The following is an 11,056-nucleotide window of genomic DNA, read 5'->3' on the forward strand; positions in this document are numbered from 1 at the left end:
AGCATGCTGGGCGGGGCGGCCCTGGGGGCCCGGAGCGTGGCCCGCATGGCGCGCTGATGGCCGCGATCAGGATTCGTGGCGCTGTTCAGCAGATGGAGTTGTGACCCGGAAGTGTCATCGAGCGGCAAAACATCCTCGCATCGCGGCGGCCTTTGATTAGAAGGGGCCCCGCATGCGCACCGGGAAGGGTCGGCCGGGCGCGAACGTGAGGGGATGCTCGATGCGTGGAAACAACAAGTGGACGGGGCTGGCGCTGGTGGCGGGTCTCGCGGTGTCGGCGAACGCGGTGGCGGCGGAAGCCCCCAACCTGAACAGCGATCCGGGCCGGGCTTCGGACTTCGGTCAGCCGGGCCAGTTGGTCATCAGCCAGGATGCGTCGGGCTTCCTGGGCTACAACACCGGCAACGAAATCTTCCAGATCAACCTGGAGCCGGCGGCGGACTACTTCCTCCAGCAGAACCTGTCGATCGGCGCCGCCGCGCAGTTGGCGCTGGGCTTCGGTGACGCCACCATCGTGGGGCTCGGCGTGCTGGGTCGCGTGGGCTACAACCTGCCCCTGAACGAGCGCGTGTCGTTCTGGCCGAAGGTCGGCTTCGGCATCCACTTCGGGCACATCCCGGACAACAGCGACGTGTCCTTCGTCCTGGACGTCTACGCGCCCATCCTCTTCCACGTGACGGAGCACTTCTTCGTCGGCGCGGGTCCCCAGATGCGCGCGCTCATCAGCGACCGGGGCTTCAGCTTCGGCAGCAGCCAGGGCAACTTCTCCGGCAACGACGTGACGATCGGCATCTCCACGACGGTCGGCGGCTACTTCTAGTCGCAGGCTTCGCTTCCGACACCCTGGCCGCGTGCCCGGGTGTTGGAAGCAGGCAGGACCCGTGGGGTAGGGGCTGTCGGGTTGACGTCCCACGTTGGATGTGTTGGGTTGGAGGTCGTCATGTCCGTGCTTCCGTTCGCCTCCCGGCTGCCCGCGTTCGCGCCCATCCATCCGTTGGGGCGGGGACCGCTGGGTGAGTGGGTGTCCCTGGTGTGGCCGCTGGAACAGGGGCAGCGGGGCGAGTACCCCCTGGTGGTGAAGACGTACCTGCTGGCGGCGGGGCTGGGGCCAGAGGCGCGACAGCCGCTGGAGGAAGCGCTGACGCGGGCGGTGCCGTTGCGGCATCCCGGCATCGCGCGGCTGCACGGCTTCCAGGTGGACGCTCGCGACACGCTGACGGTGGTGTCGGACTACGTGCCCGGCTGTTCGCTCGCGACGGCGCGGCGGCGGGTGGCGGGACGGGGTGCGCGGCCGTCGGAAGCGTTCGTGTGTCACGTGGGCGCGGAGGTGGCGGGTGCGCTGCACGCCGCGCATGCGACGAAGGTGGTGCACGGGGACGTGCGCGCCAATCGCATCCGGCTGGGGCCCCAGGGCGACGTGACGCTGACGGACTTCGGGTTGCGCCCCGCGTGTCGGTTGCTGCGGCGCTTCACGGCGCCGGCCCGGCCGGATGAGGTCGCGCCGCTGCCGGTTCTGGAAGAGGCGCTGGACGTGCCGCTGGATGCGCACACGGACCTGCGCGCGCTGGGGCGGGTCTTGTTGGAGCTGGCCACCGGCCAGGCCGCGGCTTCGGTGGAGGTGGAGGTGGGGCTGCGCGAGGTGTCTCCCGGGCTGCGGGAGGTGCTGGGCCGGCTGCTGTTGGAGGCGCCCCGGGAGGAAGACACGGGGGCGCGGCTCCAGGCGGACCTGCGGGCGTGTTGTCACACGGGCGCGGAGGTGGTGCGGGAGGTGGCGGCGTTGCCGGGTGCGGGGCCGCTGTCGCCGGTGGATGCGTACGTGGGGGCGGCGTCGATGATGGCCGCGCCGGTGTCCGTGCGGACGCACGTGCTGAAGTCCTGAGCGACGCCTTCCTGCCGTGCCCGGGAGCGTGCGGGCGTGGGCTCCGCCGGGAGCTCCAGAGAGGGAATGGACGACCCCTGGGGGGAGCCCGTTAGGCTCCCGGGAGTGATTTCATCCGTCCACTTCGAGCACTTCCGGTGTCTGCTTGGCGTGAGGCTCTCGCTGGAGCCGTTGACCGTCCTGGTGGGGCCCACGGCCTCCGGGAAGACGGCGGTGTTGGAGGGCCTCCAGCATCAGCTCGCGTACGAGCCCACCGACTTCTGGCGTCTGGATGAATCGCGGCCGCTCTCCATCGAGTGGACGTACGCGCACGGTGACCGCACGGGCGTGGTGTATCCGTTCAACGTGATGGACACGCTGCCGGGGCAGGGACACTCCACGCAGCAGTTGGCGCTGAGCATGGAGGCGCTGCGCGCGGGAGGCTCTTCCGCGAAGGCCACGTGGCTGGAGCGCAAGGGCGGCAACCTCGCGAGCGTCTTCGCGGCGCTGCCCATGTCCACGCGCGAGGCCGTCTCGAAGGAGCTGACGCGGCGCGTGCCGTCCGTGTCCGAGGTGGACGTGGCGCGCGACCTGGCGGACCGTTCCTTCAGGCTGCGCTTCCGGGACCGCTGGAGTCCGGACGTGTGGTTCGGCCCCGAGCATGTGTCGGACGGGGTGCTGTGGTTGCTGGCGTTCCTGCTGCTGCCGTATCAGCGGCCGCTGCCGGAGCTGCTCACGCTGGATGAGCCGGAGCGCGCCCTGCATCCGGGGCTGGTGCGCGAGGTGCTGGAGTTGCTGCGCGCGATGACGCGCGGGGAGTCCACGGGAGGCCAGCCCGTGCAGGTGGTGCTGTCCACGCATTCGCTGGACCTGCTGGAGCAGGTGCGCCCGGAAGAGGTGCGCCTGTTGTCGCGCGAGCCTTCCGACGGCTCCGTGCGCGTGCGCCAGGTGCCGGCCCCCGCGCTGCACTGGCGGCGTGAATGCCGGGAGCTGCTGGAGTCGCTGTAGGGCCCTGCGCTGTCCACCATCGCACGGCATCCGGACCCCGAGTGACCGCGGGGGAACGCTCCATGCAGTGGGACGACGGTTGTGTGCCTGCCTCGGTGGGCCACTCCTAACGTGGGCCTCTTCGCCCACCATGCCCGTCCTCGTGCTTCCCATCCTGCTGTCCCTGGCGTGCGCGCCGCTCGCGTACTTCGCGGGCCGGTGGCGTCCAGGGGCCGCGGCCTGGGTGGGGGCGGCCTGTGCCGTGGCCGCGCTGGCCGCGCTCTGCTGGGAGCTGACGCTGGGGCCCGCGCGCCTCGTGCTTCCCTGGGCGCCGACGTGGGGCCTGTCGCTGGAGTTCACGCGGGATGGCCTGTCCGGCCTCTACGCCGCGATGGCGCTGTCCGTTGGCGCGCTCGTCGTCCTGTACTCGCGTGCGTACATGCCGCACCACCTGGCGGAGGAGGGCCGGCCTGCTCGCGACGAGGTTCGCTTCCAGGTCCTGATGCTGTCCTTCATGGCCGCCATGGTGCTGCTCGTCACCGTGGACGACCTGCTGCTGCTGTTCATCGCGTTGGACCTCACCACCATCGTCTCGTACCTGCTCATCGGCTTCGACCGCGATGACCCGGAGTCGCGCGCCGCCGCGCTGCTGTCCCTGGTGCTCACCGGCGCCACGTCCGTCGTCTTCTTCGCGGGCGCGATGGCGCTGGGCCTCCAGTACGGCACCTTCTCCCTGCCGCTCGTCTTCGAGCGCGCCGCCACCCAGCCCGCCTCCACGGGCGCGCTGGTGTGTCTGGCCGTGGGCGCGCTGGGCAAGAGCGCGCAGGTGCCGTTCCACTTCTGGCTGCCGCGCGCCATGGCCGCGCCCACGCCGGTGTCGTCGTACCTGCACTCGGCGGCGATGGTGGCCGCGGGCGTCTTCCTGCTCCAGCGCCTCTACCCGCTGTTCGAGCCCGCGGTGGCCGTGCGCGACGGGCTGCTCGCCATCGGCTTCCTGTCCATGACCGTGGGCAGCCTGATGGCCCTGGTGGCGGATCCGTTCAAGCGCGTGCTCGCGTACTCCACCATCGCGCAGTACGGCTACGCGCTGGTGCTGGTGGCGCTGGGGTCGGAAGGCGCGCCGCTCTACGTCGCGGCCCATGCGCCCTGCAAGGCGGCCCTGTTCCTCACCGTGGGCGCCATCACCCAGGTGACGGGCAAGAAGAAGCTCTCCGAGGTGAGCGGCCTGCGCCACTCGCTGCCCGTGCTCGCGGGCGCGAGCGCCGTGGGCGCCGCCGGGCTCGCCGCGCTGCCCCTCACCGTGGGCTTCTTCAAGGACGAGGTCTTCTTCCACGCGCTCGTGGAGAAGGGTCCCCTGTTCATGGCGGCGGGACTCGTGGGCGCGGGCCTGACGCTCGCGTACACGCTGCGCTTGTGGTGGGGCCTCTTCGGAGGACCGCGTCAGGACGTGCCCGCCGCGCCCCGACTGCTCGTGGCTCCCGTGGTCGTGCTCGCCGCGTCGGTGCTCGTGGGCGGCCTGCTGCCGGGCCTCCTCGTCGCGCCCTCCCGCGCCGCCGCTGCCGCCTCCATGGTGCACGGGGGAGCGTCCTCGCTGGAGCTCGCGTACCACCTGGATGCGCGCGCGGAGAACCTGCTGGCCTTGGGGGCCTGGGCGCTGGGCGCGGCGCTGTTCGCCACGCGCCTGACGTGGACCCCGATGCTCACGCGCGTGCTGGAGGGCACGTCGAAGGTCGGCCCCGCGCACGGCTACCGGGTGCTGCTGCACCAGTTGGACCGGCTGTCCACGTGGCTGCACGAGAAGGAGGTGCGCGACCTGCGCGACCGGGTGGCGTCGGTGCTGGTGCCCACGGGCCTGCTGGGCATGACGGTGCTGTGGGTGACGCCGCTGCGCGACCGCTTCATCGCGGGCAGCGTGGGCTGGGCGGACGTGACGCTGGTGATGGCGCTGGCCTTCGCGTCCGCGGCGGCGCTGGCCACGCTGCGCGCGCGCAACCACCTGGTGCTGGTGATGCTCATCTCCTGCGTGGGCTTCAGCCTGGCCATGGTGTTCGCCTTCGCCGCCGCGCCCGACGTGGCCCTCACCTCCGTGCTGGTGGAGACCACCTTCACGCTGCTCTTCGCGGGCCTGCTCGCGCTGCTCCCCGACCGGCGGCTGGAGCGCGCGCAGAAGGAAGCCCAGCAGCCCCGGGGCCGCGACCGCATCTCCGCTGGCATCGCGGGGGCCAGCGCCTTCCTGCTGAGCTGGAGCGCGCTGTCCCATCTCCAGGCCGACCGCGTGGGGACCCAGACGGTGAAGCTCGCGGAGGCCGCGCATTCACCCAACGTCGTCGCCGCCGTGCTCACCGACTTCCGGGGCCTGGACACCGTGGGGGAGATGAGCGTCGTGCTGGCCGCGCTGCTGGGCGTCACCAGCCTCCTGAAGCTCAAGGGGAAGGGCTGACCCATGCGCTCCTTCGTTCCGCCCCTGTCGCGCATGCTGCTGTGGCCGTCGTTGATCATCGCGCTGTCCTTCTGGCTGAAGGGCGGCGGCGAGGTGGGCGGTGGCTTCCCGGCCGGGGCGCTCGCGGGACTCGCGGTGCTGTTGCAGTACGTGGTGACGGGCCGGGAACAGACCCGGCGCTACGTGGTGGTGCGGTACGCGGCGCCGCTCGCGGGCGTGGGCCTGCTGCTGGTGGTGGGCACCGCGTTCCTTCCCGTGCTCGCGGGCTACACGCCGGTGAGCCTCTTTCCGCGTCCGGGACAGCCCGGGATGGGCGCGGGCGCGTTCCACCTGCACACCGCGCTCATCTTCGAAGGGGGGTTGATGCTCATCGTCTTCGGCCTGGTGGTGACGGTCATCGACCGGTTCGCGCTCAGCACGGCGAACCAGGGGGACGAAGGACCATGAACCTCATCGCATCCCTGGTGGTGGGCCTGCTGTTCGCGTGTGGCGTGCGCATGGTGCTGGAGCGCGAGCTGGTGCGGGTGGCGTGCGGCACGGTGCTCATCACCAACTCCAGCGTGTTGCTCATCCTCGCGGGCTCGTTCGCGGAGCGCGGCGAGGCGGTGAACGTGCCACAGGGCTATCCGGTGACGGATCCGGTGCTCCAGTCGCTGGCGCTCACGGCCATCGTCATCGGCTTCGCGGTGTCCGCGCTGCTGCTCACGCTGGTGCACCGCACCCAGCGCGCTCACGGCTCGCTGCGCACGGACCGGCTGGTGGAAGCGGAAATGAAGCGCGTGCACGACACCGAGAAGGAGGGCCCCTGATGCCGCTCTGGGGACCGCTGCTCCTGCCGTGGGTGATGGCCTGCGTGCTGGCCTTCATGGACGGCCGGCGCGCGTGGGTGGCGTGGCTGGGCATCGCGAGCCTCGCGGCGTCGCTGGTGTGCACGGCGCTGCTGTTGCCCCAGGCCTGGAGCGGGCACCCGCCCGAGTTCGTCACCGGGGACTGGCCGGTGGGCGTGGGCATCCGCCTGCGCGCGGATCCGCTGTCCATCGTGTACACGCTGGTGTCCACGGCGGTGCTGCTGGGCACGCTCGTCTACGAACACGTGGCGGGGGGCATCACGTCGCGCAGCTTCCCCTCGTTGGTGGTCTTCCTGGGCGCGGGGCTCACGGGCGTGTTCTTCACGTCCGACGCGTTCAACTTCTACGTCTTCTTCGAACTGGCGATGACGGCCGCCTTCGCGCTGGCGTCCTATGGCGAGAAGGCCCGCAACCTGCGCGCCGCGTTCACCTTCGTGGTGGTGAACCTGATGGGCTCCACGCTGTTCCTCACCGCCGTGGTGATGCTGTACCTGACCACGGGCACGCTGGACATGCAGTCCATCGTCGCGTGGGGACAGGCGGGGGCGCCGTATGCGCTGGACGTGCCGGGGACGCTGCTGCTGTGCGCGTTCGGCGTGAAGCTGGGGTTCTTCCCGTTCCACTTCTGGGCGCCGGCCGTGTACCGGGACGCGGGGCCCACGGTGGCGGCGCTGCTCGCGGGGGCGCTCGCGAACATCGGCAGTTATGGCCTGCTGCGCTTTGGGGCGGATGTGATGCCGCAGGTGTTGGAGCGGGCCCGTCCGCTGCTGGAGATATTGGGTGCGTCGAGCATCCTCTACGGCTCCGTGCTGGCGCTCTCCCGGCGCGACACGCGCGAGGTGCTGGCGTACGCGTCCATCACGCAGGCGGGGCTCATCATCGCGGCGCTGGGGCTGGGAGGCCGGGAGGGACTGGCCGCGGCGGTGGCGCTCGCGTTGGCCGGTTCGGTGGACAAGACCGCGCTGTTCCTCGCGCAGGACCGGGGCGGCGAGCGCGCGCGGAGGGCGTATTCCGTGGCGGCCTTCAGCACGGCGGGCGTGCCGCCCACGGCGGGCTTCTGGTCGAAGGCCTGGCTCTTGAGGGCCGCGCTGGAGCGGGGCCACACGTGGCTCGCGGGGCTGGTGGTGCTGGCGAGCATCCTGTCGCTGCTGGCCCTCTTCCGCGCCTATCAGCGTGAACAGTGGCTGCGCGAGGGAGCGGCCCTGCACCGGGGCACGGGCGCGGTGGTGTTCGCGTTGTCCCTGGCGCTGGTGGCCACGGGTCTATGGCCAGAGCCCCTGCTGCGCGCGGGGCGCGATGCCATCGCGGGCCTGGGAGTGCTGCCATGAGCCGCCGTGCTGTCGTGATGGCAGGGCCACGCGATGCCACCTCCCGCGCGGGAGTGCTGTCATGAGCCGCCGTGCCGTCGCCCAGGCCCTGGCCCTGGCGCTGCTGTACGCGGTGATGGTGGGCAGCTTCCATCCTGTGGACCTCTCGGTGGGCGTCGTGCTGGCCGTGGGCGTGATGCGACTGTTCCCGCTGGCGGGCCTACCCCCGGACCTGCACCCGGACGAACGCTGGCGGCGCATGCTCCATTTGCCGCGCTTCTTCTGGGCCCTGGTCGTGCTGGTGGCGCGCAGTTGCACCCAGGTGCTGTTGATCATCTTCGGCCGGAACTACCGTGCGGACCACGCAGGGGTGGTCGAGGTCCCCATGGGCGAGCGCACCGCGCGAGGCGTGCAGGTGTCCTCGTGGGTGATGTCCCTGGCGCCGGGCACGGTGCTGCTGGAGCTCGACTGGGAGCGCCGGGTGATGCGCATGCACGCGCTGGACGCGTCGGATCCGGACAAGCTTCGCCAGCAGCAGGAGAACTTCTACCAGCGCTATCAGCGCGCGGTGTTTCCGTAAGGGAGGGCGCGGTGCACGAGTTCTTCTTCACCCTGGCCATCCTCTGGATGGTGGGCCTGCTGGGCACGCTGGTGCTGCTGGCCTCGCGACAGCGCTCCGCCGCCGACGTGCTCATGTCGGTGGACACCCTGGGCCTGGTCATCTGCGCGGTGCTGGCGCTGTATGGCGCCACGCGCGGCGAGGCCGGCTATCTGGACGCGGCGCTGGTGCTCGCGCTGCTCTCCTTCGTGCAGACCGTGGCCGGCGCGCGCTTCCTGCACCACGGCCGTGCCTTCCGCGAAGAGAAGGACCATCAATGACCTTCGCGCTCCTGCAATGGGCCGCCAACGCGCTGGTGGCCCTGGGCCTGCTCTTCATCACCTGCGCCATCATCGGCATGTACCGGCTGCCCTCGGTGCTCACGCGGGTGCACGCCGCGGGCGCGGTGCCCTTCGGCGCGGTGCTCGTGGTCATCGGCGCCACGCTCTCCACCGGAGACCCCAAGCTCATCCTCCGGGGGCTGCTCGTCGCCGCGTTCCTGATGCTCACCATCCCCAGCTCCGCCCACGCCATCGCCTGGCTGGCGGAGGGACGCCCCGACACCGCCCACGAACCGACCCGACGCAACCCCTTCGCGCGCAAGGCCCCTCCACCGAAGCCGCCCGAGCCGCGCTGAGCGCCGGACCCTCAGGGAGTCGCGAGCGCCCGCAGCGACGCTTCCGTCGCCACGCCGAACACGGCCGTCTGCGCCACGAGCCAGGCGTGCTCCTCCCCCGTCCAGGTGTTCATGGGGGCGGTGGCGCGCAGCAGCGGAAACGCCACGTGTTCGAAGGCCAGCACGCCCAGGCCCAGCAGCAGCCCCCGGGGCACCAGGGGCCACCTGGCCACGGAAGGACGCGCCACGCCCCAGGCGAGCCCCAACAGGGGGCCGTAGACGGCGCGCATCGTCCAGGCCCAGTCCTTCGCCTCCTGCTTGCTCAAGTCCCGGCGCAGGAAGCGGCTCACCAACCGGTGCGCGATGCGGCGGGCGGCATAGGGCGGAGGATGGCCCAGGGAGGGGTTGCGCACGGACACCAGCGCCCGCAACACGCCTCCGCCCAGGGCTCCGGCGACCAACGCGGCTGCGAATCGGTTCCTCATGTCCGTGAAGGTATTCATGGCCCCCGGGACAGGAGGGTGCCCTGAAGGTCTATCCCTTCATCAGGTTGCGCATCACGAACCACAGGTTGGCCGGACGCTCCGCCAGCCGTCGCATGAAATACGGGTACCAGTGCTTCCCATACGGGACATAGACACGCACCGGATGGCCTTCCTTCACCAACCGCTCCTGCAGGTCGCGTCGGATGCCATACAGCATCTGGAATTCAAAGGCCCCGCGCGGCAGGCCCTGACGGTCCGCGTGCGCGAGCGTGGCGTCGATCATCCGCTCATCATGGGTGGCGATGCCGTGATACACGCCGCTGTCCAACAGGATGCGCATGCAGCGCACGAAGTTCGCGTCCACGTCCTTCTTGTCCGGGAAGGCCACCTGCGGACCCTCCAGGTAGGCGCCCTTGCACAGCCGGATGCGGATGCGTTCGGCGCACAGGGCCTTCGCGTCCGCCTCCGTGCGCCGCAGGTAGCTCTGGAGCACCGCGCCCACGTGCGGCTCCCCGAACTCCGCGTGCAATTCCCTGACGATGTCCAGGGTTGCCTGGGTGACCGCGCTCTCCTCCATATCCACCCGCACGAACGAGTCGCGCGACGCCGCGTCCGCCACCACCGCGCGCGCGTTCTGGAGCGCCAGCCCCTTGTCGAACAACAGGCCGCACTGCGTGAGCTTCATCGACACGTTGGCCTTCACGCCCACCTGGTCGATGCGCGCGAGCAGCCGTTGATAGTGGCGCACCTCGTCGCGCGTCTCCTGGGGCGTGCGCACCGCCTCGTTGAGGTGGTCGAAGCTGGCCATCAGCCCGCGCTCCGTCAGCGACTTCACCGCGTCCACCGCCTCCTCCAACGTCTCACCGGCGATGAAGCGCGAGGCCAGTTCGCGGAAGGGTTTGAGCCGCGTGGCCACGTCCTTCAGGTTGGACTGGCGCGACAGGAACAGCAGGGCGGAGCGGGACAGTTGGTCGGTGGCGGTCGTCATGAAGGTGTCATCCCCTGCTGGAAGAGATAACGCCTGTTCAGTCCGGGTGCCGCGCGAGGAAGTCCGACACGCGGGCATTGAACGCTTCCGGATGGCTCATGTACGGCAGGTGACTGGCCGTCGGAAGGAATTCCATCTCCGCGCCGGGCACGTGCTCCGCCACGCTCCGCGCGGCCGAAGGCGGCACCAGCAGGTCGCGTCCGCCCTCGATGATGAGCGTGGGCACGCGCAGCTCCCCCAGCCGGTGCAGGAAGTCCGCGGCCAGGATGTCGCGCAGCCTTCGCAGCAGCTCCAACGACGACAGCCGCCGCGCCTCGCGGACGATCTCCGCCCGTCCCTCCGGAGGCAGCCACCGGCCGCCCAGCACCCGGGCCACCGTGGGCGCGAAGACATACGCGAGGGGCCCCGGCGCTCGCACCAGCGTGGACAGCGTCAGCGCCAGCCGCCGCACCCGGCGCACGCTGGCCACCGGCGACACCAGCACCAGCGCCTTCACCCGCTCCGGGTGCTCCAGCGCATACGCGATGGACACCAGGCTTCCGTAGGAGGAGCCCACCAGCGCGAAGCGCTCTGGAAGCCGTGCCTCCGGGTGGTTGAGCACCGACAGGTTCCACTGCAACGGCGTATGCGTCGCGGGCGTCTTGAGCGGCGGCGTCCACAAGAGCAGCCGGTATGCTTGCGCCAGGGGCTCCATGGGCGCGAAGGACCGGCCGCTGGCGCCCAGGCCCGGAAGACACACCACCGTGCGCGACACATCCGTGCTGCCCCGCGGGAAGGTGAACAGTCGCACCGGGGTGCCCCGGATGCACCGCTCTTCACACAGGAGCTGGTCATAGCCGCGCTGGATGTCTTCCACATCCGGCACCAGCGGCGGGGTGCGTTCGCGGGGCGACGGGGGGGTGGCATCAAGCATGGCAGGCCCTCAACAA

Annotated in this window: 13 protein-coding genes; 10 read left to right on the plus strand and 3 right to left on the minus strand. The window is 70.8% G+C overall.

Annotated elements, in window-relative coordinates:
• Positions 1 to 220: 220 nt before the first annotated feature.
• From D7V88_RS33200 to D7V88_RS33245, 10 genes are all read left to right on the plus strand, one after another.
• Positions 221 to 820 carry a hypothetical protein gene (locus tag D7V88_RS33200; RefSeq protein ID WP_147448959.1) on the plus strand — a complete coding sequence of 200 codons (600 nt, stop codon included), beginning with the start codon at positions 221 to 223 and terminating at the stop codon, positions 818 to 820.
• Between the two features lie 120 nt (positions 821 to 940).
• Positions 941 to 1,879 (plus strand): protein kinase, encoded by a 939-nt coding sequence (locus D7V88_RS33205; RefSeq protein WP_120544631.1) that lies wholly within the window; start codon positions 941 to 943, stop codon positions 1,877 to 1,879.
• 105 nt (positions 1,880 to 1,984) lie between these two features.
• A complete protein-coding gene (locus D7V88_RS33210; protein ID WP_120544632.1) occupies positions 1,985 to 2,866 on the plus strand; it encodes an AAA family ATPase in 882 nt (293 codons plus the stop codon).
• A gap of 130 nt (positions 2,867 to 2,996) precedes the next feature.
• Positions 2,997 to 5,285, plus strand: coding sequence for a hydrogen gas-evolving membrane-bound hydrogenase subunit E (mbhE, locus tag D7V88_RS33215; RefSeq protein ID WP_120544633.1), 2,289 nt, complete (start codon positions 2,997 to 2,999; stop codon positions 5,283 to 5,285).
• Between the two features lie 3 nt (positions 5,286 to 5,288).
• Positions 5,289 to 5,732 carry an MnhB domain-containing protein gene (locus D7V88_RS33220; RefSeq protein ID WP_120544634.1) on the plus strand — a complete coding sequence of 148 codons (444 nt, stop codon included), beginning with the start codon at positions 5,289 to 5,291 and terminating at the stop codon, positions 5,730 to 5,732.
• Positions 5,729 to 6,094, plus strand: coding sequence for a sodium:proton antiporter (locus D7V88_RS33225; RefSeq protein ID WP_120544635.1), 366 nt, complete (start codon positions 5,729 to 5,731; stop codon positions 6,092 to 6,094). The genes D7V88_RS33220 and D7V88_RS33225 overlap by 4 nt, the downstream gene beginning before the upstream one ends.
• Complete coding sequence (locus D7V88_RS33230; protein WP_120544636.1) at positions 6,094 to 7,461, plus strand: complex I subunit 5 family protein; 1,368 nt, start codon at positions 6,094 to 6,096, stop codon at positions 7,459 to 7,461. The genes D7V88_RS33225 and D7V88_RS33230 overlap by 1 nt, the downstream gene beginning before the upstream one ends.
• A gap of 61 nt (positions 7,462 to 7,522) precedes the next feature.
• A complete protein-coding gene (locus D7V88_RS33235) occupies positions 7,523 to 8,020 on the plus strand; it encodes a Na+/H+ antiporter subunit E (RefSeq protein WP_158625212.1) in 498 nt (165 codons plus the stop codon).
• Between the two features lie 11 nt (positions 8,021 to 8,031).
• A complete protein-coding gene (locus D7V88_RS33240) occupies positions 8,032 to 8,319 on the plus strand; it encodes an MrpF/PhaF family protein (RefSeq protein ID WP_120544638.1) in 288 nt (95 codons plus the stop codon).
• On the plus strand, positions 8,316 to 8,675 hold the full coding sequence (locus D7V88_RS33245; RefSeq protein WP_120544639.1) for a cation:proton antiporter: 360 nt from the start codon (positions 8,316 to 8,318) through the stop codon (positions 8,673 to 8,675). Before D7V88_RS33240 ends, D7V88_RS33245 begins: the two co-directional genes overlap by 4 nt.
• Before the next feature lie 11 nt (positions 8,676 to 8,686).
• On the opposite strand, the gene D7V88_RS33250 is transcribed toward D7V88_RS33245, so the two are convergent.
• The 3 genes from D7V88_RS33250 to D7V88_RS33260 are packed head-to-tail and all read right to left on the minus strand — an operon-like array spanning position 8,687 to position 11,040.
• A complete protein-coding gene (locus tag D7V88_RS33250) occupies positions 8,687 to 9,139 on the minus strand; it encodes a hypothetical protein (RefSeq protein WP_147448960.1) in 453 nt (150 codons plus the stop codon).
• 49 nt (positions 9,140 to 9,188) lie between these two features.
• Entirely contained in the window at positions 9,189 to 10,127 is a 939-nt protein-coding gene (locus D7V88_RS33255; RefSeq protein WP_120544641.1) for a proline dehydrogenase family protein, read from the minus strand.
• Positions 10,128 to 10,164: 37 nt separating this feature from the next.
• Positions 10,165 to 11,040 (minus strand): alpha/beta fold hydrolase, encoded by an 876-nt coding sequence (locus D7V88_RS33260; protein ID WP_120544642.1) that lies wholly within the window; start codon positions 11,038 to 11,040, stop codon positions 10,165 to 10,167.
• Between the last annotated feature and the right edge of the window lie 16 nt (positions 11,041 to 11,056).

It is taken from the genome of Corallococcus terminator (assembly GCF_003611635.1).
In the GTDB taxonomy this organism is placed as follows: Bacteria; Myxococcota; Myxococcia; order Myxococcales; family Myxococcaceae; genus Corallococcus; species Corallococcus terminator.

Coding starts and splice junctions, on each gene's coding strand:
- D7V88_RS33200 (WP_147448959.1), top strand. CDS start 221: ATGCGTGGAAACAACAAGTGGACGGGGCTGGCGCTGGTGGCGGGTCTC.
- D7V88_RS33205 (WP_120544631.1), top strand. CDS start 941: ATGTCCGTGCTTCCGTTCGCCTCCCGGCTGCCCGCGTTCGCGCCCATC.
- mbhE (WP_120544633.1), top strand. CDS start 2,997: ATGCCCGTCCTCGTGCTTCCCATCCTGCTGTCCCTGGCGTGCGCGCCG.
- D7V88_RS33220 (WP_120544634.1), top strand. CDS start 5,289: ATGCGCTCCTTCGTTCCGCCCCTGTCGCGCATGCTGCTGTGGCCGTCG.
- D7V88_RS33225 (WP_120544635.1), top strand. CDS start 5,729: ATGAACCTCATCGCATCCCTGGTGGTGGGCCTGCTGTTCGCGTGTGGC.
- D7V88_RS33230 (WP_120544636.1), top strand. CDS start 6,094: ATGCCGCTCTGGGGACCGCTGCTCCTGCCGTGGGTGATGGCCTGCGTG.
- D7V88_RS33235 (WP_158625212.1), top strand. CDS start 7,523: ATGAGCCGCCGTGCCGTCGCCCAGGCCCTGGCCCTGGCGCTGCTGTAC.
- D7V88_RS33245 (WP_120544639.1), top strand. CDS start 8,316: ATGACCTTCGCGCTCCTGCAATGGGCCGCCAACGCGCTGGTGGCCCTG.
- D7V88_RS33250 (WP_147448960.1), bottom strand. CDS start 9,139: ATGAGGAACCGATTCGCAGCCGCGTTGGTCGCCGGAGCCCTGGGCGGA.
- D7V88_RS33255 (WP_120544641.1), bottom strand. CDS start 10,127: ATGACGACCGCCACCGACCAACTGTCCCGCTCCGCCCTGCTGTTCCTG.
- D7V88_RS33260 (WP_120544642.1), bottom strand. CDS start 11,040: ATGCTTGATGCCACCCCCCCGTCGCCCCGCGAACGCACCCCGCCGCTG.